Raw genomic sequence first — 25,823 nt, 5'->3', positions numbered from 1 at the left:
CCTGCTCAGGACGGTATCGAACTGATGTACCAACTTCGCGTTCTACGGCCTTAATGTGTTCTGGCGATACGTATTTGCTTTTATGAAGTAAATTAAGTATGTTTTCCTGCCACTTTCTATCTTCCTCATCAGGCTTAGGCCAACCGGTGTACCTAGCCAATCGTAATTGAGCCGTTTCAAAAACGGACAGAACAAAGCTGGCGCATGTCAAACCTGTTGCAGTTGGGCCAAGCAAGAACTTCTTTGTTTTGCTGTCAAATGCTCCTATAGGAGTCCCGAACGAGTAGGGAATTTGTTCGCTACTATTAGCGTGTGCAATGTCGTCACAGATGCCTGCGATTTGCCGGAGTCTACTGGAAGCTATCTTCGGATCAACCCAAAAATAAGAGGTTCCGAGGCGAGTTTCCCTGCAAAGCCTGCAATGCCATGCCAAGTGCAAGTATTCAAGTGGATCGCTAAGGTTTACGCGGAAAGCAATTCCTGTATGCCTCTGGTTGGGCAGCGGTTCCTGAATAAAAACCGCAACGTGCTGGATCTCTGTGGAATCCCTAATTGACTGGCAATGAATTCTGTCCATCGAGTCTACTTCAGTCCATCAAGGATGCCACGTTCCGACCCTGGGCGATTTTTCAATTCACGACGAACACTTCTGTATAGAGACTTCCGGCTGGGGAGTTTCGATTTAATCGGTGCAGTTGCCGTGAGAATTGCGAGCATGGTGTCCACTCCTGCACTGTGAGCGTCGAACGTACGAATGTCCTTGTCGAGTTCATCCAATTGCTCGTCCCTAATACGATAGCGCACGTTGCGATATATGCAGGCCAGTGCCCAACGAGCTTCTTTTGCTTTCTCGAACTGGCTGGCTGCTTTTAAATAGCCATTAGTTGCAGTTTGCTCCTCTAAACACGCCAGCATGTGCGCAGCAGTGCGAAACATCTCTTCTTTCGAATTCGATGTTTCTTCAGGAAGCTCCGTTTCGAACAAACAACTTGTCATCCCCAAGGCGCGAACAGCTTTGCGACATCGCTCAACGAATACTTTTCTGGAAGGTATTCGCCCTTCTTCTCTTTCCGTAAATGCTAAAGTTAGGATCGAAACGGGCAGTGGAATTGCGGAAAAATCTGTATAAGTGAACAGCTGATTCCAATCACCAGGGCCAAATTCCGATGCTATTTCGTGAATGCAGGAACAGAGGTCTTCGAACGTGGCTTTGTCCGACGCTGATAAACGGTGTGCCTTTTTTGTTTCGGCGCGGTGGCGTAGGAAAGCTAATTTGTTCCAAGCCTCACGAATTCGCCCTTCGGTTGTAGTGCTTTCATCGCGAGCGGCATCTTCAGCGTCAATTGTATATTGAGTATCAACGCGTGCGTTAACCCACTGTGCCCAGTTATAAGACGTTTGCATTCGGCACTTGGGTGAGGCTTTGGCTGTATACCAGTTCTTAGCGCTACGAAAATCACTGCTGATTACTGCAATATGCATGTCATTTCTAATCGTTTCGCAATAAGCTGGGGCTGAGCTAAACATCTGTTTCCTCCGCTTCACCAGAAATTAGGCATGGTTTCTTAGTTGATAGGGTGAACATATCCCGAACGGTTGAGGCCTTTCGGATAGCACGCTCACATTGTTCCTTAAATTTGAGTATGTCCTGCAAATCTAGCGCCATACTTAATTCATGTCTTCCATCGTCGCTCACATAGGCAATTCGAAGGGTGTGAGTCACGACGCCAGCTTCTACGGCACTACCTTCCTCATCGAAAATAGGGCGCAAATCGGTTAGGATACGGCCTCTTCTAAGCAGATTTGCATGATCATAACTCAACTCCATTGCCTTCGTGACAAGGCGAATTGGCGCGGAGTCGATCAGGGTTTGGATGCAAAGCGCGATCGAATCCCACTTTTCTCTATCTGCTGCATTCTCGATAGCATTCTGAATCGCCTGCGTCACGTCAACTGATTTCGAATCGCTTGCTCGAATACTCACGCTCAATGAAAGTAGCTGATCGAGCAGAAACTCTGCATCCTCCGGGCCAAGTAGTTTTGTAAACTCTTCAAGCAGGAGATCTGGCCGAAGCGGCGGATCAACCAAGTCCCCAAGCTCGATTGCTAGTTTAGTTAACTTCTCAACTCCAATTCCTGCACAACGGAGAAGCTGTGCAATTTGATTTGGGCTGAGCTTGATTCGTACTTTCATCAGGATCGCCCTTTCTTCGTGAATTCTAATCTGAGTAACGTGCAATACCAAGTAGGCAAGTACCGGTCGACCTTATTCGTCAAAAAAACTGGATTCGTCACAACACCTGCCTAATATCGGCCTCCACTGGAGGGGGTGGCAATAGCTGCACGATTCTGCATGGGATTCTGGCGGCACATATGCGTTCGACGGGGACTATTAGGCCAACTGTCTCATGTGTAGTCTTTCGCTTCCGCTGCAAACATTGCTTGAATTTACCTTGGTTCAATTCAATCCATTTTTTCAACTGGGGCCAGTTGAATCGGTACAGTCTGCTATTGTCGAGGAAAAGATACCAAAGCTCGTCACAAACCCCCTCGTTCAGGGTGTGCAACCAGCCTGGGAGCCCTGAGGCCCGATCTTGGTGAAGTTCAACGAATAAGTTACCTGTAAATCTCGCTTCCGTTTTAAGCTCAACAAACTTCCACTTCCCTCCTGCCCGCTCCCTAAGCAGGAAGTCTCCAGCAGCGGATTCAAGAAAGAGTTGCTGGCTCGTAGTCACCAACTGACATCGTTCGCGAGTGGCATATTCAATGACTCGCGCGAGCCCTTCCTTGGCTATCGGCGCACACTGCTTAAACGCTACTGTCATCCCTAACTCCTTGGTGACGCTTCCTTGCGCCAGGTACTTGGTTGAAAGACTCCTTACGTTGCGACGTGGTTGGTCGGGGGGGGAAGTATACTGTTGCTGCCGGATCGACAGCTACGCTTTCATGGACTGGCCAGCTTCCGTTTCGGTCTTCACTTTCAGGCCCAGGCGTCCAAACCGTTCGTCTATGCTGTCAACGATCCAGCCAGCTCGCTTTGATGGGACAATTAATTCGTCATGGCATGTTGCAATTGCCTCGCCCGGAAACTGGGTGCAGAAATCCGAGGCGACGCCGTCAAGGAGTACCCTCGATTCTATACGCTGGCCGATGCGAGCAATTGCCTTGTACGAATGAATGGACTTCATTTCCCTGAGCCAAGAGAGGTATCCTCCATCAGTCCTGCTAAGATGCTTCCAGAGCTTGGATCGCTCAGCCTGCCAGTTTTCGGCAAAAAGGAGAACGGCATAGGCCTTTTTTATTCGCCTTCTAACCTCCAAGTAAGGTAGCACGGCTCCCCAACTCCTTGCGACCGGGAAATGCTGAATTAGGCTGTCGTACAACGTGCCGTCAACGTAGCGCTGGCCAGCCGCCGCCACTGTGTCGCCCCCCCCGACGTGGCTATCAAATTCGGACGTCATATGAGCACCTCGGTTTTTCAACTGCCTCGCTTCCGCGTTTCGAGCTTCCGGTGCTGGTACCATCCGCTTGTCGTCAGCCTTCCCCGGGTAGATCTCACGCAATGCCTGGGCTATCAGTTGACTCCTGGTTTCTGCCCCAAGCGATGCTACCTGACGGAGGATGCTAGGCTGCGAGCACTTAACGTCGATGAATGCTAACCGCTGGCCATCCGAGCTGACTAGTTGGCGACGTGTCTGGCCAGCCATACCTGTATACGTAGTGTGTAGACGGCCTCCAAAATCGCATCTCGTAGCATATATATCACTCCGGTTGACTGAGACGCATGCTAGTTCGTCCCACGCATTCGATGGCGCGTAACCACTAGGTAGACGGAGCAATGGTAGCCGATCCACTAACTTCATTCCTACGTCGCCTACTACATTGGGATCGATACTTCTAACAGACCTCCGGCTCCCTCTCGCTAGCCCAAAGTCCTCTGCATGCCTGTACCGAGCCGTGAGCCTATATTGCATAGGGAAGGGATCGACGTACTTCTTACCGACCCAACCACCAGCCCAATAACGGTTGCCATCCTGTTCGATCAAGCCTGTATCAAGCAGGACGCTCTTAACGTCACCGGCGTAGGCGGAGTTGACTTCCCGCTTCCATTGGACGTTGCTCATTGGTATCCAGCGAGCGTCGTCATCCCGAGTTCGACAACGCTTGTCGCATAGAGTGCGAACAAAGAATTTGCTCACCATATGGCATGCACGACTCTGGAGCTTGTCGTTAGCCGTTGCTCGCGATATGGCATCCTCTGCCCCAAACGGGACCGGAACCAGATTTGCGCTCCCGCGAACCCCTTTACTTGAAGAAAATCTGGATTTGTTATAGAATAATGAACTAGACGACACGACGGATCTCCACCCTGAAGTGTTGAACGTTTGGCCAGTCAGTACCACCCGAGAGGCCGAACGCAACGATTAATTACCCACTAGATCATTCGTTGGTCTGGTGGGTTTTTTTTGCGCCCCTGGCAAATCATTCACCAGGAATTTTCTCCATACAGTGTCCCGACTCAATGTCGCGAACTACCGGTCTCGCGTCACCTATCCGCCTACCCCCTCTACAGTTGGGGTGAAAACAGCGTTATAATATACGCCTGTACACTGTCCTCATGCACGAGATGATCCACTCCTTTGCTGCCTCTCTGTATTGCGGGTGTCGATCCGCCAGGTTTAGCAGTTGGTACAATTGATCAGCGCCTGCGTCGGTGGTGGCAAACGCACTTAACACCTCCTGGGTTTGCCCTGCGGAGAGCCCGAGCGCATCTCGACATAGCCTGTCAAACTCATTAGTCGTAGGTAGTCTATGCCTCCCCTTGAGGTTTGGCATCCCCGTAAAAAGCGTCTCCAAGTCAACGCCTAGAGCATTGCAGTAGTTGCTGAACGTCCTGATTCGAGGCTCCGTCCGGCACAGCTCGAAGTTGCTTACATGGGATTTCGATGTCCCCATTCGCTCCCCGACTTGAGCCTGTGTTAGCCCCGACAATTCTCGTATTTGCGTTGCTCTGCGGCAGAGCCATTCAACCTGGAACCGAATCCATGTTTCCTCAGCTGCCATAATTTTTCGAGTATCCAAATTCGTGTACTTGACTGGTTATCGTATATTGTCGTATCATTGGTCGGCACGGTCAAGCGGCGTGTGGTATGCCGCTGAATTGGGAAGCAATGGAGGTTGGAATAGCGATGGATCAAACAGTTAGTTTGTCGCCAAGGCTGGTGACGGCAAGACAGGCGGCTGAGATGCTTGGATTAAGCGAGCGGACCTTGTTTAAGTTGAGGCATCAGGGGCAATTGCCATTCGTGAGAGTTGGTCGATCTATCCGATTCGCGGTAGCATCACTGGACAGTTGGGTGAGGCAACGCGAGACGAGCGAGGAGTAGCCAACAGACGGCAGCCACGAAGGGTGCCTTCGAGTTTTCCGTGTCCGGTAAGTTTGGAACTATTGGACACGGGTTTTTCAATTGGAATCTGTATCATGGCCTCTGTCGTCAAACGCCCCAACGGGCACAAGTGGATCCAGTTCACTTCCCACAGTAGAGAACGCAAGACGATTCGGCTGGGCAAGACGCCAATGAAGGCTGCCGAGCAACACCGCTCGATCGTAGAGCACTTGCTCAGTCATCTCGCGAGTGGGCTAGCGATGGACCCCGAAGTTGCCCGCTTTATCGGAGGTTTAGAAGGCGACATCCGGGACCGCTATCAACGCTGTGGCCTAGTGGGGCAGCAGGCTCCTTCGCAGCAGATTCTCACACTGCAAAGCTATCTGGCGAGCTACTTCGACGTTCTGCAGGCAGAGGTCAAACAAGGCACGTGGGTATTCTATCAGCACACGCGCAAGCGACTCGAAGAGTACTTCGGCGAGCGGTGCATGAAGGATATCGGACCGCTTGACGCCAAGCAGTTTCGCAGCTGGCTGGAGACAAGTAACAAGAGAGACCGGCCAGACCAGGACGGAAAAATCAAACCGCTATCGGCCAACACGATCCGTCGCAGGATTGGCATCTGTAAGCAGGTCTTTGGGCAAGCACTACAGGACGGCCTGATTGAGCGGAATCCATTTCAGGGTATCCCATCTACTGTTAGGAGCAATAGGGAACGGCAGTATTACGTGCCGCTCGATGACTTCGATAGAGTGCTTGCTCAGGCGCCAAACGCTAGATGGAAGTGCCTACTGGTGCTTGCGCGAGTCGGAGCGTTGCGAATCCCGAGCGAGGTGGTTGGACTCCGTTGGTCAGATATTGCATGGGAGCGCAAGAGGTTTACCGTTCTCAGTCCCAAGACCGAGCACCACGAGGGGCATGGGTCGCGAGTTGTCCCACTGGTTCCTGCGATTGAGGCAGAGCTCCTCAAGCTACATTTAGAGGCGCCAGAAGGTGAGGACCGGATATTCCCCGACGTCAACGCCGGAAGCAATTTGCGAACGACATTGGAGAAGATAATAAGGCGTGCTGGCATCGCGCAATGGCCGAAGCTATGGCAGAACTTAAGGGCTTCGGGGGCAACCGACTTTGCCAGAAGCCTGCCTAGCCACGTAGCGGTCGCCATTTGCGGCCATAGCCAGGAAGTAGCCTTAGAGCACTACTGGACCGTCTCCGATGCAGACATGGAAGCAGCAGTCTCTACAGCCGCCTCCACCAACCCGAAGCAAAAGCCGAAGCAGCAGGCAGCGGTTTTGACAGGAATAGACTCGCACCCTGTATCGGGATACGAAAAAACCCTTGGAAATAGCAGTATTCCCAAGGGTTTAGATTCATCTAAGTGGGCGGTACGGGATTCGAACCTGTGACCTCAACGATGTCAACGTTGCGCTCTAACCAACTGAGCTAACCGCCCGGACGCTTGTGCTTTGCTATTCATCGGTCCGCGGATGGCGTTCCGTGAAAAAAGTATGACGGGAGCCGGTTCTACCGTTAAGGTAAACCTTGCCCGTGTCAAACGATGGGCAAAGTTTGGCAACTCCACCCCTTCTCGTCAAGTAGCTCTGCCAAGAATTGATGGCTTTCAAAGCTGCAGCTGCTGCCCCCAAGGCAATGACAACCATTTTTCCTGATCATCCGCTTCTACCGATCATTAGGGGCGTTCCACCTGCAATTCATTTTAGAATACAATGCTGCCAAAGTGGTCCGGCTGACGGCTGCTGAACAGCGGTACACTGATGGCACGTGATGAAACGTCGGAGTGGAGTATCCAGTTGCGCGATCGGGCGTAGTGGCTACTCTCGTTGCAATTTTGATGGAACTTTGTTGGAGCAAGAGCGATGGCTGATTGGGAAATCGGGGTCTTTACGAGCATTGATGCTGGATTGGGCGTCCAATTGGAGGTCGCCCACGAGCTGGGGATCAAAACCATTCAGCTTCACGCCCCTCAGCGCAGCTCTCGCACCCCAGACAACGCGGAGAAATTCCTCGCACGCTTGGAGGAATTGGGGATTGAGCTGACAGCCGTGTTTGGTGGTTTCGAAGGAGAGAGCTACGCAGACATTCCCACCGTCACCGAAACGGTGGGGCTGGTACCGCCCAAAACGCGCGCGGCGCGTTTGCAAGAGATGAAAGAGATTGCCGATTTTGCCAGTTTACTGGGCTGTGAAGTCATCGCCCTCCACCTTGGCTTTGTACCCCACGATCCAACGCTGCCCCTTTACCAAGAGGTTTTGGAAGTAACGCGTCAGCTGTGTGAGCACGCCAAGCAGAACGACCAAGCAGTTCACTTAGAAACCGGACAAGAAACCGCTGAAGGCTTATTAGCATTTATTGCAGATTCTAAATGTGACAATTTGTTCATCAATTTTGATCCTGCCAATATGGTGCTCTACGGTACCGGTGAACCTATTGAAGCGGTTCGCAAACTGGGGCCCTTCATCCGTAGCGTGCATTGCAAAGACGCCTTGGCTAGCGATCAACCTGGCGTTACTTGGGGACGTGAAATGCCGCTTGGAGAAGGCCAAGTCGGAATGGAAAACTATTTGAGCGCTCTCAAGGAAATCGGCTACCTCGGACCACTAACCATCGAGCGAGAAATCCCGCAAGAGCCTGAGCGTCAAAAAGCTGAGATTAGCCACGCAGCAACTCTACTGACCGAACTACGGAAGAAGTTGTTGTAGCCAGCCGTGGTGGTGGCCTCAGCAGTTTTTGCAGAGCAACACGCGATCGCAGTGCTTGACGCGTGCGCGCACTGCAAACGACCGTGGGATCCCCACAATAACTCCTGCCCTGCTAAGTGGCATGTTGAGATAGAGTAGCCCACCGCGAGACGGGCTGTTGATTTAATCGCAATTTGAATTTTAACGCGGAGGTTGCGTCCCATACTGCCTTGTAGCGGCAACTATCTTTCTTGCTCGCGCAGCGGGTTACTATTTCGACAGCCCGGAGAGCAAGGCGGGATAACTGCCACTACGCGACCATTGGGGGAACTACCTCCGCGTTAAAACCGAAAGCACGACTCAGTCGACAATTCGTTCGGCGGCAGGGCTGGTCTTTCAACCGATACGTTCCCAGCCGCAGGCCATTCACCGGAGAGGGTTGCTGATTGGCGAACCGCTAACCACTGCCCGGTCCCCTACTCGACTGAACCGTCGCTTGGATTGCCATCCGGCTCGGTTGGGCCCTGTTCCGTTTTTGACTAGCTGGGGTAACATATCCCGCTCGACCGTCCCAAACTTAACGACACTGAATTAGCGTAGAAGCGGAATCATGGAAGCTGGAATTGTTGGCTTGCCTAACGTTGGCAAAAGTACTCTGTTCAATGCGCTCACCAGTACACAAGGGGCTCAAGCGGCGAATTACCCGTTCTGCACGATCGAACCCAACGAAGGGATCGTGACAGTTCCCGACGAGCGTCTACGACGTATCACTAACTTTATCAAGCCACAAAAAGTCATTCCGACCTATTTGAAGTTGGTCGATATTGCGGGCATCGTCAAAGGTGCCAGCGAAGGACAAGGGCTGGGAAACAAGTTCCTTAGCCACATCCGGCAAGTGGACGCGATTCTGCAAGTCGTCCGCTGCTTCGAAGACGATGACGTGATTCACGTGGCTGGTAAGGTTGATCCCGTCTCCGATGTCGAGACCATCGAAACTGAGTTAATGCTCGCTGACATGCAGACCCTGGAAAACGCCCTGCCCAAAGCCGAGCGATCTGCCAAGAGTGGTGACAAGGAAGCCAAAGTCCGCGTTGCCGCAATTCAACGTTGCCAAGCTCATTTGGCTCAAGATCAACCACTCCGAAAGCTGGAGATGCCACCTGCCGAAGCCAAGGAAATCGCTTCCTATGGGCTGATGTCCGCCAAGCCAATCCTGTACATCGCGAATGTCGACGAAAGCGATCTCCATGGAACCGGGGAATTGGCGTCTGCGGTCCGCGTCTTTGCCGAAAAGGTTGGGGCCAGTGTGGTTCCGGTTTGCGCAAAATTGGAAGCAGAATTAGCCGAGTTGGAAGAGCCAGACCGATCCGAAATGCTCGAATCGGTGGGGTTAGCTCAGCCTGCACTCTCGCTCGTGGCCCGCGAAGCCTACCGCACGCTGGGTCTCCAAAGTTACTTCACTGCCGGTGAAAAGGAAGTTCGCGCCTGGCCGGTTCCGATCGGCGCGACGGCTCCTCAAGCGGCTGGGGTGATTCACAGCGATTTCGAACGAGGTTTCATTCGCTGCGAAGTTTACTCGCTCTCCGATCTCGAAGAGTTCAAGTCGGAAAAGGACATTCGCCAAGCTGGTAAGTTGCGTACCGAGGGGAAGACCTATGTGATGCAGGACGGCGACATTTGTCACTTCCTGTTCAACGTGTAGTTGCGACGCAGGTGCCTGATGGCTGTAAGTCTTAGCGTTGCTCACGCTGCGGTTTACGGTGTCTACAAACCGGTAAGCAAGTAGGAAATCACAACCCGCTGCGCGAGCAAGGAAAGATGGTTACCGCTACAGGGCAATTAGGGATGCTACCTCCGCGTTGAAATTCAAATTGCTATTAAATCAACAGCCTGGTAAGCAAGGCTAATTGACATGCAAGTATGCCCAAATCACTCGGACTCCGACGCGCCTTTGCTAAACGCCCTGATGCACCGGATTGTCGCCCCTAGCACCTTTCCGGCCTCTCTGTGATGGTCACACCCACAAACGCCTTGTAGCAACGACCACTTTTCCTTGCTCACCGGCTTGTTACGATTCCAAGACGCCGGCACGCGGCTCAGAGTAGACAAGGAGTAACTTTAGCACGCATCGAACTCCTAGATAGACATGCCGTATGCCTTGCTCCGCTGACTCCGTTTCAACTTCAGAGCGTTACCGTTTCATCATCGTGGGTGGTGGCTCGGCTGGTTGCCTGCTCGCTCGACTATTGGCAGAACGCGGGCAGGGACCGATCGCCTTGCTGGAAGCTGGAGGCGACGGCAGAGACGTGCGCTGCGTCGTTCCCAATTTCTATCCACGCACCTTTGGCAGCTGTCTCGATTGGAATTACCGCACCACCCCGCAAACCGGATTGCTCAATCGTGCCCTGCCATGGCCGCGAGGAAAAGTGATCGGAGGCAGTGGAGCGATCAACGCACTCATCTACCTACAGCCCGCTCAAGCAGACTTGCAACGTTGGGGGTTCCCGACCATCGACCGAGTCGCTGAAGAGTGCAGCGTGGGTGCACTCAGCTCCGCCAACGCAACTGCCGCACCACCCTCCTTACCTGCGACCGACGGGCGACAGTGCACCTTTAGTCAACTACCACTCGAGCCAGTTCGACAACCCCACCCGTGGACTCAGCAGTTTTTAGATGCTTCCAAGCAACTGGGCTGCACCCAGCACAATCGGTGGACGCAATCGACTCCCAATACAAGTGGCATATTTACACTTACTCAAGCCCACGGCAGACGAGTCCACACGGGATTGCAGTTACTGGAGTCTGCGCAAGAAACTTTCGCTCCAGAGCCTCAGCTGTATCGAAGTACGCAGGTGCAAGTCGAGCGAATCCTGTTGGAAGCAGGCCGAGCTCGCGGCGTGGAGTTCGTGGATCGTGACGCACGCGTGCACCGCATTTTCGCCGAACAAGAAGTAATTCTGTGCGGGGGTGCTATTGGTTCACCGATGTTACTCATGCAGTCTGGAGTCGGGCCTGAAGAGCAACTGCGCGAAGCTGGGATTCTATGTCAGCAGGCCTTGCCCGGCGTCGGAAAAAATCTGCAAGACCATTTGGTGTATCCCATCATTTTTCGAACGCGAGAATCGCAGGGGCTCCCTCGCAGGTTTTCCTTGGCCCAACGCGATGCCTACCGGCAACGGGGGGACGGACCATTAGCCAGCAATATTGCAGAAGCAGGCGCATTGCTAAATGTGCCCGAGGTGGCCGCGACCCAATTTCAGATCCATTTCACTCCGTCCCACTACCTCAAGTACCCAGCAACGCCAACAGAGAACCATTTCTGTTCTCTGGCCATCACCGATTTGCACCCGGCCAGTCGCGGCACTATTCGTCCGTATAGGACTGCGAACGGCGCATGGTTGCCGAGAGTCGATCCCAACTATCTCTCCAGTCCCCAAGATGTGTCACATTACATGGCAATACTCCCATGGCTGACCGCAGCGATTGCATCCGGGCCACTGAACAAAGTGGTGCAGGTGGAAGTTCTCCCCGGTCCGCGCTGCACGACTGCCCGCAAGCTTGAGAAGTCATTGCGAATGTTTGCCCAAACGATCTTTCACCCCGTGGGAACGTGTCGATTCGGCAATTCAGATGTCGATGGGGTCGTCGACGGTGAGTTTCGAGTCCATGGAATCAGCGGGTTGCGCATTGCCGATGCATCGGTACTCCCAGATCTGCCAGCAGCCAACACGAATGCATCCGCTTTGTGGGTAGCTTGGCAGTGTGCAGAGCGCCTACGAGATCGGTAATCGTAGCTAGTGTTCTCCCTCGAACACTTCCCGCAGAATTCTGGAACGGCGTGAGCTCTCATCGGGCACTAGGCTCATCGGCATAGACAGCCGGCCGACGACGATCGCGACGATCGCGACGATCGCGACGATCGCGACGATCGTGGCTGACGTGGCTGACGTGGCTGGCGAACGGCTGACGAACGGGCGGCAACGAGAGAGGGGCCGGTTCATGAAAGACGCGGTTCATGAAAGACATGGTATCTGCGTCTGTCGCGGTCGTTAGCCCCCATCGCATTTCCTAATCCCAGGCTAAACTCCCTCTCCAACCGCACTGCGGCAGCAGAAATTCTAGCCATGCGCACGCTGCAGTTCGCTGTTTGTCCGAGCACAATTCGGCAGAGCACTTAAATACGGTCCGAGTGGTGAACAACTTCAAGTTCATTTCCAACGGCTCCACCATAGTCAGTTATTACACAATACTTCCGGCGCTGTCACTTCAGGCGGTGACGCCTCTCCCCAGAGCGAAGTGGGGACCGGCATCTGCCACTCTGCGGGAGTAAATGCTCGTTGCCCGATTCGCCCTTACTGCCAGCTGTCGCGGACAGGCCCCCCAAGTTCCATGTTGTCTGATGATTTTCTGGATGTAAGTCACTCGCAACTCTAGCAACTGAGAAAAGTCGGACAGAATCCGAACCCTGGGCGCAGCCCAGCCTGGAATGTCCGGTAGCCTCGCTTTTGGCGGACGTTAGAATGGACAGTCGACTAAACCTCTGTCTCAAAACCACTCGTGGAAACACTGTTGAGGAAACGCCCGATGCAAGACGCCTTGATCACTCCAAGACGCTTTCCGCCAACTCTGCTGCCTATCATTTTCGGTTGCCTAACGGTCCTACTGGGTAACACCAATTTTAGCGATGGCCAAGAGAGCCCTCCGCTTCCGACCGATGCTCAGGACGTTTCTCCGAGTGTCGTGGACCGACTTGGAGAAGATCTGAAATTCATTGCGTCGGATGAACTCCAGGGACGCGACAGCGGCAGCCCTGGGATTCGTAAGGCAGCTGAGTTCATCGCAAGCCGCTTTGAAGCTCTCGGGCTGAAGACCGATACTTTTGAGGGTAGCCCCTTCCAAAACTTTCAATTGCCCGGGCCCGTTGGTGTCAGCAGCCCAGAACAAAACAGGCTGAATGTAGACGGTATCCCCAATCCAGTAGCCCCAGAACTTGGCAAAAACTTCCAACCAGTATCGCTGGGGAGCAACGGCCTCTTTGAGGGGGAGCTCGTCTTCGCCGGTTATGGGATCTCCGCATCTGAACTCGACTACGACGACTATGCTGATGTCGACGTACGGGGCAAAGTCGTGATCGTGTTGCGGAAGGAACCACAGGCCAGTGATCCGAGTAGCCGGTTTGACGGTATCGCCAATACGCAGCACGCCTACTTCAGCACCAAGGAGCTCAATGCGAGCCAACATGGCGCTGCCGCACTGATCTTGGTCAATGATCGCGCCACTGCAGCCCTCGGAGACGAAGACCAGTTGCTGGATGTTACCGGCGCGGGCTCGGCGCGATCAGAATCGAAAATTCCAACGATTTTTTGCACTCGCAGCTTGATCGAAAGCTGGTTGGCGCATTCGATCGGCAAGACACTCACCGAGCTGGAGGAGGCCATCGACACCTCGGGTGCTCCCGCTTCCCAAGTCCTGGAAAACCTCCGTGCCGCTGGTGAAGTGCATCTGGTTGCTTCACAACTGGAGGTTCGCAACATCATCGGTGTTTTACCAGGCCGGGGAACGCTAGCCGACCAGTACGTGGTCCTAGGAGCCCATTACGACCATGTGGGCATGGGCGGATCTGGGTCCTTAGCTCCGGGCACAATTGAAGTCCACAATGGAGCAGACGACAACGGTTCAGGAACAGTCGCCATGCTGGAAGTTGCTCGCCGCCTCTCGACCGACACCTCTGAAAACCGACGCACGATTCTCTTCATGTCCTTTACCGGGGAAGAAAAAGGGTTGTTGGGTAGCAAGCACTACGTCCGCAATCCACGCTGGGCACTAGAGACGACCGTGGCGATGGTCAATCTGGATATGGTAGGCCGACTTACCGAAAACGCATTAACCGTCTTCGGCACGGGCACGGCAGTCGAGTTCAGTTCCTTGATCGATCGGATGAATGCAGAGCACCAATTCGTGATCAACAAGCAAGCCGCTGGTTTCGGCCCGAGCGACCATACAAGCTTTTACGAGAAGGGGATTCCGGCATTCCACTTCTTCACCGGTCTTCACCGGAACTACCACCGTCCGAGCGACGACTTTGAGACGGTTAATTTAGAGGGAATCGCCAGGATATCCAGCTTGGTGACAGATCTCGTCCGCGACTTGGCCACAACTCCTCAACGCCCTCAATACCTCAGCAATCGATCGCGGGCAGTCGTCAGCTACATCCCCTCGGAAATAGAGGACATGAATCGCAAAGCCGCTTTGGGCATCCAGGTCGATCTCACCGCGTCTCGGTTAACGGTAGGAAGCACCGATGATGGCGGCGCTGCACGAAAAGCTGGAATTCTGCCCGGTGATATCATACTCAAAGTCCAAGATGCGGCGGTGGAAAATCTGGATCGTCTACGAGATGAACTAGCCAAGAAAAAGCCGGGGGAAAAGGCCCGCTTGACCATCGAGCGAGCTGGCAATCAACAGACACTCGAAGTCGTGTTGGGAGCAAGCTAGCAGCTGGCCGCACGCTAGGCTAGACGCGCAGCGAGCACGCCCATCGTCTCCTGTTGACGCTGCTGAACAAACGCTTGGGCCCGCTTGGCCTCCGCTTGAGCGGCCGCTGGTTGCAGGGCCAGTTCCATGACTGCCGGAACGATTTTTTGCACATCCTGTTCGTCATCCATATTGAATAGCCATTCCTGCAATCCGATATCCTGCCACATGTAGCCCTTGCTCGTCTGCTCTGCCCAACGACAGACGATGGCTGGAATCCCATGACCAATGCACATGATCGGTGAGTGCATCTCATTGCCAAAGAGACCAGCACTCCGGACATACGTGCTGACCGCTTCTCCCGTGAGCCAATAGTGCTCGCGCCAAGCAACACGGGATCGCACATCTTGCGGCAATTTCTCCAGCAATAGCTCCTTGCCCACTCGCATCTGCGTTTGATCTTCAGGGCAGACGAGAACTTTTAAATCCGTGTTGCGCACCACTTCGATGATTGCCGTGCGTAGCTGTGCATGATCGTGTTCCTTCATGGCATCGTTACGCGCCTGTTTGACAGGATCGGGCGCCCTATTCTTGGAAGGAATGGTCCAATAGGGCGTGTAGCGTAAGCGAGGTATACAGCACAGGAATTTACCGGTTTCAAGCTGATGAGTCGTCAAGAAATCATCCGCAGCCTGTTCGTCGCGCAAATCGCATGCAAAAGCACCATCGGGTCCAAACTCCATCGTGGGACTACGACACCCCTTAGCAATCGCCAGCTCCAGGGATTTCGAGTCACGGAAGAATACAAAATCGGCTTCACCGAGAAGATCGATCGTCCGTTGCATAACTTCGTCGGTTAGCGCCACCGTTGAGCTGGAGGGAGTGGGGGGAAGTGTTATGCCATAAACTCCAAACGGCTTGCCGGTCTCGCTGTGCCAGCGCCGCACATCCTTTTCAGCCACCAACGAAGGGCCCGAACCGTGCAACAGAAAATCACATGCATCGAAGGCGCTGCTCAGCGCCTCAGCACCTTCCACGAGAGTCACCTTTGGAAAAGCTCGCTGCAAGATTTGATCGACGCCGTTGTCAAGTTTGCTCGGCCACAAGAAGACCTGAGCTTCCGGTAGATAGGTTTCTAAAAGTTTCAGAACACCCGGCGTGTGGGCGATATCACCGATATTCACGGTCTGCCAGGAGGACCGCAAGAGGATTTTAGGGGGGCCCGCGGTACTGCCTAACGACCTCCGCAACTGTCCTGATGCTCCAGCAACGAGCGTTCCCACTAAACCGGCTTTGACAAAATTACGACGTTGCATCGTGCGATATTCTCACTAGTTAAAACTGCTGGTCATAAAAACGGTGCGGTTGCGCACAACGCTGCCTCTTCCACGCACCAACGCTCAATGGAAAGGGCAGATTGCCAGTACGCAGAGCGGGCTCCGAACAAAATGGGGAGTTGTGAACCGTCCCTGAATGGATGACAATTACCGCCAGTCGCGGCCCGGGACAGACCTCTCTGCAGGTTGGACCGCCAACGATTCTACCTCCCGCCACATTCCCCCAGACCATCGAAACCTTCCCAATGCAAACTGCCAGACTCAATGGACTCATCGCAGCCACCTACACACCGATGAACACCGACGGTGATCTTGAATTAGCACAGGTGGCTCCTTTGGTGGAGCGTCTGCTGGACGATGGCGTTCAGGGGTTGTACGTTTGCGGAAGCACCGGCGAAGGCATGTCGCTCTCTACGGCCGAACGCAAGGCAACGACCGAGGCGTTTATTACCGCCAATGCTGGTCGCGTTCCATTGATCGTACAGGTCGGCCACAATAGTCTAGCAGATGCGCGTGACCTAGCTCAACATGCGGCCCAAGCTGGGGCCGACATTGTATCGGCCACCTGCCCATCCTACTTCAAGGCGAACGATATTCCGACGCTAGTCGAATGCATCGCAGACATAGCTGCCGCCGCTCCCAACACCCCATTCTACTACTACCATATTCCCGGCATGACGGGTTCAACCATTGATATCGTCCGACTCCTTGAGGCGGGCATCGAGCAGGTCCCAAACTTGGTAGGACTCAAGTACACTGACACCAAGCTGTTCGAATTCCAAGCATGCCAAGCAGTCGCAGATGGCAAACTCGACATCGTTTTTGGCTGCGATGAAATGCTACTCGGCGCCTTGGCGACTGGGGCCACCGCTGCCATTGGCAGCACCTACAATGTAATTGCGCCGATCTATTTGCGGATCATCGAGGCCTTTGTGAAGAACGATTTGACGGCGGCGCGCGAAGAGCAAATGCGGTCCATCGAGTTCATTCGTTTGATGAACACCTACCCGTTTCATTCCGGCATTAAAGAAATGCTAAGACTCCAAGGGGTGCCCATGGGACGCTGCCGACTACCGCAGCAACAGCTGACCAGCGAGCAATGCAGCACGCTCAAGCAAGATCTTCAGGACCTGGGATTGTTGTAGCAACCACTCCATGAAGTTGAGACACGCCGGCCTGCACAGCATTTACCCATTTGAGCATTCAGGAGCGGGTCTAGGCAACCGCCAAGATAGAACCCGTCTCGAGCAGTCGCACGAACCACTCTTCCTTGCTCACGCGGCGGGTTGTGATAGTAGCCCGCCGGTGGTGTGCGCGTCTCCGTCGCTTCCGTAAGCGTTGGCTTTGGCGGCAAGACGTTGGAGACTGCTGCTCCCTTTGTGATTCACAGCTGGTTTATCAAGCGAGCCCACTTACAGAAGATAACAAGAGCATTGACAGAAAAATGGAGACAGAAAAATAGAGAGCACCAGTAAGTCGAGACACGCTGTTATCGTACCTGTCTCAATCTTTCCGTCTCTATCTTTCTGTCAAACCGTCTGCTTGATGGAGTCAGCAGAGCTGTGAGTGCGGGGGAGGATTAGTGGAAGCCTGGTTGAGGTTGGTGCAGGGGGGTGCCCAAGATAACCTGGGGCAGAGAAGAAAGTGAATGCAACAACCAACTTGCGTTGGCACGCGCGGAGGCTATTTCGGGAAGGCGTCTTGGGGCAGCGACTGGAATTCCAAGCTGTTGCGACTAGGGCAACGAGCCTGGGGGATGCTAGCGGCTGCAGCCCTCTAGAAGGCGAGCCAACCTTCTAGGTGGGCCAGTATTGGGCAATCTTCTTCTGCAGAAATTGAACGCTACGCTCAAGTTGCTCCATCCCATCGACGCCATCTTCGATGCTGATCCAGCCATCAAAGCCAACGCGTTTGAGTTCTGTGAAGATGGCATCGTAATCGTTCAGGCCTTGGCCTATTTCGCCGTGGCGCAGTCGTTTTGCGTACCCCACGGCACCTCCCTCCTCTCTACGGAGATCCTCTAACGTGCCCTCGGCTAGATAGCGATCACTAGCGTGCATCGTCACCACGCGGTGAGAAACTCTTTTGAGCAAATCTAAAGGGTCCTCGCCTGCCAAGTACGTGTTGCTCGGATCATAGTTGACCCCAAAATTGGGATGGTCAATTCTCTCGACCAAGCGGCAGAAGATGTCCATCTCCTGCGCGAACTCGGGATACTCCCAAAAATCATCTTTGTAGTGGTTTTCAATTATGAGCGTGATGCCCTTGTCTTGAGCATAGGGCAGGCACTTTTTGATCGAATCTGCGGCAAGCTCGATCCCTTGCTCAATTCCGAGTTCCGGTCGTTTCTGCCCACTCAGCACGCGGCAATAGCTAGCCCCCAGAATGTGAGCCATATCAATCCAGTTTTTCTGTTTCTCGATCTGTTGATTTCTAAAGTCAGCATCGGTGTGCGTGAAGTCAGGCGAACAACAAACCATCGGTATGACGCGTCCGTGCGACTCCACTTGTTCTCGAAACAAACTCCAGTTGGACCGCTCGGACATTTCCAAAAAACCGGCATACCATTCTAGGCCTTGAATTTCCAATTGGCAGGCTAGTTCAATCCATTCCGATACCTTCATGGATCCGTCTTTGCAGAGCGCTTGCATAAACGCTTTCGGAAACGCGGCAAGTTGCGGCATCTTGAGTATCTTCCCTGTGATAAGAATCCAAATTTGATTGACGACTCGCTGCGTCAGTTAGCTCAACAATTCATCGATTACGTGAGCCGGTTCCACACCGGTCAATCGTTGATCCAACCCCTGGAAGGGGAACGTGAACCGCTCGTGATTGATACCTAAGCATTTGAGAACCGTCGCATTGAAATCATTGATATGAACGGGGCGTTCCGTAATGTTGTAGCTGAACTCATCAGTTTCCCCAACACTGACTCCCCCCTGGGCTCCACCACCAGCCATCCACATCGGGAAGCAACGCGGATGATGGTCACGACCATAGTTCTCGCGAGTCAAACCACCTTGGCAATAGACGGTACGACCGAATTCGCCACCGCAGACTACCAACGTTGACTCAAGCAGGCCACGCTGTTTCAGATCCTGCAGCAATGCGCCAGTCGCTTGATCAACGTCTCGGCATTGCGCCGGTAGATCGTGCGCGATGTTGCCATGTTGATCCCAGCCGCGATGCAATAGCTGGACGACCCGTACTCCGCGCTCAACGAGCCGTCTAGCGAGTAACGCGCTGGCGGCAAACGTGCCGGGCTTATGGACATCGGGCCCGTACATGTCGAGTGTGGATTCGGTTTCACTCGACCAATTGGTCAACTCCGGTACGCTATTTTGCATCCGAAAAGCCATTTCATACTGGGCGATTCGAGTCTGAATTTCAGGATCCCCGATCTGCTGGTGACGATGGCGATTCAGCACGGCCAATGAATCGAGCATTTGGCGACGATCTTGGCGGGTTACCCCGGGTGGGTTGGGGAGATAGAGGACCGGGTCGCCGCTACTGCGGAGCGCTACCCCGTTGAATCGAGTCGGAAGAAAGCCACTGCTCCACATTCGCGTGAACAGAGCCTGCGCCGATGCAGTCGAGGACCAACTGGGCGTTAGAACGACGAATGCAGGCAGATCATTGCTCTCACTGCCCAGGCCGTAGGCAAGCCAGCTACCCAAGCTGGCCTTCCCTGGAACCTCGCTCCCGGTCATCACAAACGTGCATGCCGGATCGTGATTAATCGCATTGGTGTGCACGCTCTTGACCAGGGCGATGTCATCCACACACTTCGCAGTATGCGGCAGCAATTCACTTACCCACCGACCACATTCTCCATGCCGCGCGAACTTGAACTTGCTGGGAGCGACGGGCAAGCGACTTTGCCCGCTTGTCATCGTGGTAATGCGTTGTCCCTTACGAATAGACTCGGGAAGGTCTTGATCGAAGTAATCGTTGAGCCCGGGCTTGTAATCCCAAGTATCTATCTGCGATGGACCGCCGTTCAGGTGCAGGTAGATAATCGACTTCGCGCGAGGCGCAAAGTTCGGAAAGCCCTCCAAGGGTGGATTCATCTGTGGACTAGTGGCCCCTACCGCGCGAGCAGTACCCTGTGCAGTGAGGGCCGCTAAGGCAAGCGCACCGAGTCGAAGACCGCCACCGGTGAAAAACTGACGTCGTGACTCGATAAGGTCCAATTCGTGTCGGGGATCCATGGCAGCTTCTTTCAATGCAATGGGGACTGCTACGGTAGAGTGATCTATTAAGGAAACGCCAGTTGTGGTGCTAAATCAATTGCGTGTGACGGCTTCGTCCAAATTCAAAATGAGATTCGCCAGCAGAGTGTAGGCGGCGAGCTGTTGCGATTCGATGGCGGGCGAGACAGAGGATTGTCCCACCTTCAACAACTCCACCGCAGCCGACGGATCGTTCTCATAACGCTTCGAAAATCCCGACAATGCTTGCGACAGGGCGGACCTCTCAAATGCGTCTGGGTAGCGGCTGAGCACAATCCGAAACATCAAATCGATGCGCGCCGACTCGCTATCGAAGCCACCGTTAACGGTGGAATCGGTAAGAACGCGTTCGGCGAGCACGCGGGCCGCTTCCACGTGTTGCACATCATTCATCAGTTGCAGAGCCTGCAACGGTGTGTTGCTGCGTTCGCGCCGCGAGCAATAGACTTCCCGGTTCGGTGCATCAAAGTTGCTCAGGAACGGCGGTGGTGCGGTGCGTTTGATGAATCCGTAGAGACTGCGTCGGTAGATAGCATCACCGCTATCTCGCATGTAGTAGCGAGTATTGCTATTTCCGTATCCAACCGGCTCCCAGATATTGGCAGGTTGATAAGTCAAAAATCCTCGGCCCCCCATGCGCAGGTTGATGAGCCCACTCGAAGCGAGCGAAAGATCGCGGATCTGTTCGGCCGACAGCCGTATCCGTGGGCCTCGCGCTAGCAGGCGATTCTTGGGATCCAACTCTAAATTCTGCGAGTGGCTGAGCGACTGCTGCTTGAAAGCAGCCGTCCTCACGAGTTGCCCCATCAAACGCTTCACATCCCAGTTGGAATCTCGAAAATCGGCGGCCAACCAGTCAAGCAACTCGGGGTGACTCGGCGGGGCTCCCTGGGTACCAAAGTCGTCACTTGTCTCCACCAAACCGATTCCAAACACTTGCTGCCAGAATCGATTTACGGTCACTCGAGCCGTCAGAGGATGATCCTCTCGAACGAGCCATCTGGCTAAGTCAAGCCGCGTCAGCCGCTCTTGTCCTTCCGGCAATTGGAGCGGTGGTAAACAGCTGAGCGTCGCGGGTTCAACCGCTTCGGCCGGCGCATCGTACTGTCCACGCGTCATCACATGGGCTTGTCGCGGAGTCTCTAACTCGCCGTAAACCAAGGTCACCGGAATTGAGTCCTGCAGCGAACTCAAGGCATTTGAGATACGCAACCAATCCAGTCGAGCTCGCGCGAGTTCCACTGGCACTTGACGGGCAATGTGTTTTAAGAACTGGGTTCGAACCTGGAATAGGTCTCCTTCGCTGACGGTCGCTCCTTCACCTGGTGGGTCTTTTAGCACCGACGCCACCGGCGAGGGAATCATTGGAATGGCTTTCCCTTTGGCATAGGCTTGCCAACTGCTAAGCTCACTCCGCGGATCGTTGGCGGCAGCGGCGGTCCCACGCACCCCAATTCCATCCCAAAATACGATCCCTCCGAACTGCCCAAGCACGAAGCTGTCGACTGAGGCACCGACCTCCAACCCGATTTGCTCAGCAGCCACCTCGAACTTCTGCCAAGTTCCTGGGGGGGGCAAATCTCCCAAACGCAGCTTGTTGCGTCCCTCGAAATCACCGCCCAACACACCAACGTCGCCAAGAGCAACCTGCCGATTCCCTGCAGACGTAGCCAGGTCAATCCAGACCACTTGTGGAACATGCAGCTCATCGACTCTTAACCAGAACTCCAACGTGCCCGACTGCGGAATGACGCGCGGAATCAGTCCACCAGTAATTCTCTGCGTAAAGTGATCCCCAAAGGCCTGCTTCAGAGCTCTCGCGCCCACCGGCACGTCGATAGTGCCGTTCGTTATCCACTCTTCAGCATTTCGCGAGGTATTAGAGCCACTCGAGCCCAGTGGCAATTCGTCATCGAGCCAGATGTCAAAAATTGGGGAGGGAGTAGCCGATGCGTTCTTCCAGACTAACCATTCATCCCACTGCGCTGCTTGAGTAGCGGCCAACTCTTGCAACTTTGCGTCAGCTTCATCCCGCAGAGTCTTTAGTGTCTGCAATTGCTGCTGTTGCTCGTCGGTAGCTAGCGAAAGGAACGGCGGCGTATTGCTGAGGTTGCCATCCATGGCCGGATCCGCAGCGCTGTAGAAAAATGCATAGAAGGAATAGAACTCGTTGGCAGAGATAGGGTCATATTTATGGTCATGACAGACCGCACAACCGCCGGTCAGTCCCAACCAAGTTTGGAATGTGGTACTCGCGCGCTCGACGGCATAGCGATACAGGAACTCATCCGCAATCGCCCCCCCTTCACCGGTTGTAACATTGCAGCGATTGAAACCCGTGGCAATGATTTGCTCCCTAGTCGGTGAGGGCAACAGGTCTCCTGCCAATTGGTCAATCGTAAAATCCTTGAAGGAGTGATTGCGATTGAACGCGTTGACAACCCAATCCCGGTAGGCCCAGATATCTCGAATGTTATCCAAGTGCAAGCCGTGGGTGTCTCCGTAACGCGCCAGGTCGAGCCAATGCACGGCCATTTCCTCACCGAACTGCGCCGAATCAAGATAGCGTGCGACCATCTTATCGTAGGCAGCATCGGAATTGTCGAATACAAAACGGTCGACTTCAGCCAGAGTCGGGGGCAAGCCAGTCAAGGTGAAGGCGACCCGGCGGATCAAGGTTTCCTTGTCCGCTTGCGGCTGTGGTGCGAGCCCACGCGCGGTGAGCTTTCGTAGCAAGAAGCGATCGATGGGGCTTGCCTGCCAATCTCCGTAACTTTCGGATACATCAGGCACCGCAGGAGTTCGAATGGGCTCAAACGCCCAATGCCCCTTGTACTCAGCTCCTTGTTCGATCCACCGGCGAATCATCTCTTTCTGTTCGCTGGTCAACTGATGCGATTCGGAGGGAGGAGGCATGACCTCGTCGTCGTCGGTGGAATTGATCCGCAGCCACAGTTGATTCGCCTCCAGGTCTGAGATCCCGAATACATCAGGTGCACCCTCGGCAGTATCGAGACGCAAATCGGCCTGCCTAGTCTCTTCGTCAAAACCGTGGCAGCGGAAGCAAGCGGAACTCAAAATGGGGCGAATGTCGCGCTCGAAGGCCACTTCGCCTGCCTGCATACGTCCACCTAGATCGACGCACAGGACCTGAAACAAAACCAAACAGCCAAGGGCGTAAGTTTTCGACATCATAATTGGAGCGCCGTACGGCAGAAGAAATTGGCGGGAGAAATGGTGGGCATCAATAAGCCGGCTGGGCGCGAGGTTGGCGCGGACGGCTTCGTCTCCCCGAGCGTTCGGGGCCGACGTCCGAGTCGCGTTGGGATCTCGGCGATACCGGATTCTGGGTGGCGGGGACTAATCTGTATTGTAACCCAAACAGGCTGCTTCGAGCTCTCGTTTCCTGTATATTCGAATTCCGGCGAGCCGCAAAAGTTGCTTGCCGCCCCACCCTACCGACCGTATTTACTAGTTATCCGCCCCTCCCGAGATCCCCCATGCCCTTTCATGCCCTCAAGCTCACAGCCATCGCGGCGCTGTTTCTTTTCTCCTCGCGCGCCGTTTTTGCGGAAATAGGCGTCGGCGCCACCCCCATCGATGGTGCAGAAATCCTGCTGGATGGAAGTCGAGAAATGCTCGATGAAAAATGGACCTATTGGGAAGGTCCAAGGTTTGCAAGTTCTCTGCCCATCAAGTGGAAAGTCGTTCCCGACCCCGTCGATGGTAGTACGGCAATTATGACGGACGACCCAGCAGCCGCTGGTGGAAAATTCGGCGCCGCAGATATCGTTACGAAACAGAAATTCCGTGACTTTCGACTGCACGTTGAATTCTTAATTGCTAAGCCTGGAGGTAATAGCGGAGTCTATCTACAGAATCGCCATGAAATCCAGATTCTTGACGGCGACGATACGGCACACGGGATGGCAGCGGTGATCAATGAGAAGGCCGCCCCCTACGAGGTCTACAACGGTCTAGGAAAGTGGAATGCCTACGATGTGACATTCCGCGCGGCTCGTTTTGAGAATGACAAACGCACCGAACAGGCGCTGGTCACGCTCTACTTTAACGGTGTCAAGGTCCACGAAAACGTGCCGATCCTGCGAGTCTGGGGTGGTCCCAACTCAGGCCTCAACGGTGACAACGATGAACAAGGATTGGGAATTACGGACACTCCAGGAGGAATCAAGTTGCAAGCCGAAGGCCATGACGTCCGCTATCGGAATGTTTGGATTCAAGAAATCGACCTTAAGCAACCCGACACCGATTTTAAGAAGTAGTCGCGCTGCAATATAGCTGGAACGTTTCGTCGTCAATGGTTTTGCTCGGCGTATGGGTCCAGTCCGCCATCCCACTCTGCCTCAGCCGGCAACTTGCCCATTTCAACTTCTCTCAATGGAGTGTTTTTAATGATACCAAGCCGAAGATCCCTATCCGCCCTCTCGTGGGCGGTCTCGTTGTGTGTTGCGACAATCCCCATCGGCTTTGCACAGGACTGGCCTCAGTGGCGAGGTGCAGAGCGCGACGGCAAATCCCCAGCTACGGGTTTATTGGATCGATGGCCAGCAGAGGGGCCAACGCTCCTGTGGCGAGCCAACGACTTGGGCAACGGCTATTCAACTCCTTCGGCAGCCAACGGGATCGTCTATTTACTTTGCAGTTCCGATGGCAAGCAGGAACAGTTGGTCGCGCTCTCGCTGCGGGACGGCAAGCGTCTTTGGGCAACACGCATCGGCGAGGTAGGCGAAAACAGAGGACCTCAATACCCGGGCACCCGCTCTACGCCAACGGTCGATGGAGAGTCCGTATACGCACTCGCATCGGGCGGCAACTTGGTCTGTCTCGATAGCCAATCAGGCACGATCAACTGGTCCAAGAGTCTGCCAGGGGACCTGGGCGGCAAGCCCGGCGCCTGGGCCTACTCCGAATCGCCGCTTATCGATGGCGACGCTCTCATCTGCTCCCCCGGAGGCTCCGAGGCCACGGTGGTCGCTCTCCAAAAAAAGGATGGGGCAGTTATCTGGAATGCTCAGATTGAGCAGGGGGATGAAGCGAGTTACTCTTCCCCCATCATCGCGAACATCCATGGCACTAAGCAGTACGTCCTGTTCCTCTCCAAGGGGACCTTAGGTCTGAACGCAAAAACCGGTGCGCTGCTGTGGCGTTACGATCGAACCGCCGACAAGCAAGCCAACGTCCAAACTCCAGTGGCATCCAACACATTCATCTATACGGCGGCAAGCCGCGTGGGAGGTGGGTTGATTGAACTATCTGCCAATGCATCAGATCCGCAAGAAGTCTATTTTGCAAAAGCGATGCCGTCCGGAATGGGCGGCAGTGTGCTTGTCGATGGCAAGCTCTATGGTTCGTCCGGCTCAACCCTCATGTGCATCGATTTCGCCACCGGAGATATCCAGTGGCAAGATCGTAGCATTGGCAGTAGTTCACTGTGCTACGCCGATGGCAAACTCTACCTTCATGGGGATAGCAATGAAGTTGCCATGGTTGCAGCCTCCAGCGATGGATACCAAGAATTGGGACGCTTTCCCCCTCCCAATGCTCCTGATCACGGCACAGCAAAGGCCTGGACGTATCCCATCATCGCCGACGGGAAACTCCTCATTCGCGATGTCGGATCGGTCTGGTGCTACGACCTCAAGAAATAGCGGGCTCAAGGAGTAGCTGCCGGGG

Annotated in this window: 20 protein-coding genes and 1 tRNA gene; 11 read left to right on the top strand and 10 right to left on the bottom strand. The window is 54.2% G+C overall.

Annotation, left to right across the window (positions count from 1 at the left end):
- Positions 1 to 582 precede the first annotated feature (582 nt).
- From Q31a_RS14210 to Q31a_RS14200, 3 genes are all read right to left on the bottom strand, one after another.
- A complete protein-coding gene (locus Q31a_RS14210; protein WP_145078908.1) occupies positions 583 to 1,482 on the bottom strand; it encodes a hypothetical protein in 900 nt (299 codons plus the stop codon).
- A 37-nt stretch (positions 1,483 to 1,519) separates the two neighbouring features.
- Complete coding sequence (locus Q31a_RS14205; RefSeq protein WP_145078904.1) at positions 1,520 to 2,194, bottom strand: hypothetical protein; 675 nt, start codon at positions 2,192 to 2,194, stop codon at positions 1,520 to 1,522.
- 742 nt (positions 2,195 to 2,936) lie between these two features.
- Positions 2,937 to 3,461, bottom strand: a complete 525-nt coding sequence (locus Q31a_RS14200; protein WP_145078901.1) for a hypothetical protein — start codon at positions 3,459 to 3,461, stop codon at positions 2,937 to 2,939.
- 480 nt (positions 3,462 to 3,941) lie between these two features.
- Here Q31a_RS14200 and Q31a_RS14195 point away from each other — a divergent pair, with 480 nt between their 5' ends.
- Positions 3,942 to 4,175: a hypothetical protein gene (locus Q31a_RS14195; RefSeq protein WP_145078898.1), complete on the top strand. Its 234-nt coding sequence runs from the start codon at positions 3,942 to 3,944 to the stop codon at positions 4,173 to 4,175.
- Positions 4,176 to 4,590: 415 nt separating this feature from the next.
- Here the strand turns inward: Q31a_RS14195 and Q31a_RS31410 are convergent, their stop codons facing one another.
- On the bottom strand, positions 4,591 to 5,064 hold the full coding sequence (locus Q31a_RS31410) for a helix-turn-helix domain-containing protein (RefSeq protein WP_197356817.1): 474 nt from the start codon (positions 5,062 to 5,064) through the stop codon (positions 4,591 to 4,593).
- Positions 5,065 to 5,150: 86 nt separating this feature from the next.
- On the opposite strand from Q31a_RS31410, the gene Q31a_RS31405 reads away from it, so the two are divergent.
- Together Q31a_RS31405 and Q31a_RS14180 are read left to right on the top strand one after the other, a co-directional pair.
- Positions 5,151 to 5,387 (top strand): helix-turn-helix domain-containing protein, encoded by a 237-nt coding sequence (locus tag Q31a_RS31405; RefSeq protein WP_145078891.1) that lies wholly within the window; start codon positions 5,151 to 5,153, stop codon positions 5,385 to 5,387.
- Positions 5,388 to 5,482: 95 nt separating this feature from the next.
- On the top strand, positions 5,483 to 6,793 hold the full coding sequence (locus Q31a_RS14180) for a tyrosine-type recombinase/integrase (RefSeq protein ID WP_145078888.1): 1,311 nt from the start codon (positions 5,483 to 5,485) through the stop codon (positions 6,791 to 6,793).
- On the opposite strand, the gene Q31a_RS14175 is transcribed toward Q31a_RS14180, so the two are convergent.
- A tRNA-Val gene (locus Q31a_RS14175) sits at positions 6,767 to 6,840 on the bottom strand. The two genes, Q31a_RS14180 and Q31a_RS14175, sit on opposite strands and share 27 nt — an antisense overlap.
- A 424-nt stretch (positions 6,841 to 7,264) precedes the next feature.
- Here Q31a_RS14175 and Q31a_RS14170 point away from each other — a divergent pair.
- The 3 genes from Q31a_RS14170 to Q31a_RS14160 all read left to right on the top strand — a co-directional run bounded on the left by Q31a_RS14170 (position 7,265) and on the right by Q31a_RS14160 (position 11,874).
- Entirely contained in the window at positions 7,265 to 8,107 is an 843-nt protein-coding gene (locus tag Q31a_RS14170) for a sugar phosphate isomerase/epimerase family protein (RefSeq protein WP_145078885.1), read from the top strand.
- Positions 8,108 to 8,696: 589 nt separating this feature from the next.
- Positions 8,697 to 9,788, top strand: coding sequence for a redox-regulated ATPase YchF (gene ychF / locus Q31a_RS14165; RefSeq protein WP_145078882.1), 1,092 nt, complete (start codon positions 8,697 to 8,699; stop codon positions 9,786 to 9,788).
- 451 nt (positions 9,789 to 10,239) lie between these two features.
- Positions 10,240 to 11,874 (top strand): GMC family oxidoreductase, encoded by a 1,635-nt coding sequence (locus tag Q31a_RS14160; RefSeq protein ID WP_145078880.1) that lies wholly within the window; start codon positions 10,240 to 10,242, stop codon positions 11,872 to 11,874.
- Between the two features lie 58 nt (positions 11,875 to 11,932).
- Here the strand turns inward: Q31a_RS14160 and Q31a_RS14155 are convergent, their stop codons facing one another.
- Positions 11,933 to 12,151 carry a hypothetical protein gene (locus tag Q31a_RS14155; RefSeq protein ID WP_145078877.1) on the bottom strand — a complete coding sequence of 73 codons (219 nt, stop codon included), beginning with the start codon at positions 12,149 to 12,151 and terminating at the stop codon, positions 11,933 to 11,935.
- Between the two features lie 519 nt (positions 12,152 to 12,670).
- On the opposite strand from Q31a_RS14155, the gene Q31a_RS14150 reads away from it, so the two are divergent.
- Positions 12,671 to 14,581: a M20/M25/M40 family metallo-hydrolase gene (locus Q31a_RS14150; protein ID WP_145078874.1), complete on the top strand. Its 1,911-nt coding sequence runs from the start codon at positions 12,671 to 12,673 to the stop codon at positions 14,579 to 14,581.
- Between the two features lie 14 nt (positions 14,582 to 14,595).
- Here Q31a_RS14150 and Q31a_RS14145 read toward each other — a convergent pair whose 3' ends face one another.
- The gene (locus tag Q31a_RS14145) at positions 14,596 to 15,876 is read right to left on the bottom strand and encodes a polysaccharide pyruvyl transferase family protein (RefSeq protein WP_145078869.1); all 1,281 of its coding nucleotides are present in this window, start codon (positions 15,874 to 15,876) and stop codon (positions 14,596 to 14,598) included.
- 266 nt (positions 15,877 to 16,142) lie between these two features.
- On the opposite strand from Q31a_RS14145, the gene Q31a_RS14140 reads away from it, so the two are divergent.
- On the top strand, positions 16,143 to 17,042 hold the full coding sequence (locus Q31a_RS14140) for a dihydrodipicolinate synthase family protein (protein WP_145078866.1): 900 nt from the start codon (positions 16,143 to 16,145) through the stop codon (positions 17,040 to 17,042).
- 503 nt (positions 17,043 to 17,545) lie between these two features.
- Entirely contained in the window at positions 17,546 to 17,677 is a 132-nt protein-coding gene (locus Q31a_RS31135; RefSeq protein ID WP_261342715.1) for a hypothetical protein, read from the top strand.
- 16 nt (positions 17,678 to 17,693) lie between these two features.
- On the opposite strand, the gene Q31a_RS14135 is transcribed toward Q31a_RS31135, so the two are convergent.
- The 3 genes from Q31a_RS14135 to Q31a_RS14125 form a co-directional block, all read right to left on the bottom strand.
- Positions 17,694 to 18,581, bottom strand: a complete 888-nt coding sequence (locus Q31a_RS14135) for a sugar phosphate isomerase/epimerase family protein (RefSeq protein WP_145078863.1) — start codon at positions 18,579 to 18,581, stop codon at positions 17,694 to 17,696.
- Between the two features lie 57 nt (positions 18,582 to 18,638).
- On the bottom strand, positions 18,639 to 20,108 hold the full coding sequence (locus tag Q31a_RS14130) for a DUF1501 domain-containing protein (RefSeq protein WP_145078860.1): 1,470 nt from the start codon (positions 20,106 to 20,108) through the stop codon (positions 18,639 to 18,641).
- A gap of 75 nt (positions 20,109 to 20,183) precedes the next feature.
- Positions 20,184 to 23,324, bottom strand: a complete 3,141-nt coding sequence (locus tag Q31a_RS14125; RefSeq protein WP_145078857.1) for a PSD1 and planctomycete cytochrome C domain-containing protein — start codon at positions 23,322 to 23,324, stop codon at positions 20,184 to 20,186.
- A 305-nt stretch (positions 23,325 to 23,629) separates the two neighbouring features.
- Between Q31a_RS14125 and Q31a_RS14120 the strand changes: the two genes are divergently transcribed.
- Positions 23,630 to 24,412, top strand: coding sequence for a 3-keto-disaccharide hydrolase (locus Q31a_RS14120; RefSeq protein ID WP_145078854.1), 783 nt, complete (start codon positions 23,630 to 23,632; stop codon positions 24,410 to 24,412).
- Between the two features lie 129 nt (positions 24,413 to 24,541).
- On the top strand, positions 24,542 to 25,798 hold the full coding sequence (locus tag Q31a_RS14115; RefSeq protein ID WP_145078851.1) for a PQQ-binding-like beta-propeller repeat protein: 1,257 nt from the start codon (positions 24,542 to 24,544) through the stop codon (positions 25,796 to 25,798).
- Positions 25,799 to 25,823: the final 25 nt, after the last annotated feature.

The organism is Aureliella helgolandensis (genome assembly GCF_007752135.1).
GTDB lineage: Bacteria > Planctomycetota > Planctomycetia > Pirellulales > Pirellulaceae > Aureliella > Aureliella helgolandensis.
Note: the sequence above shows the minus strand (reverse complement) of the source record. Positions and strands in the feature narration are given on the sequence as shown.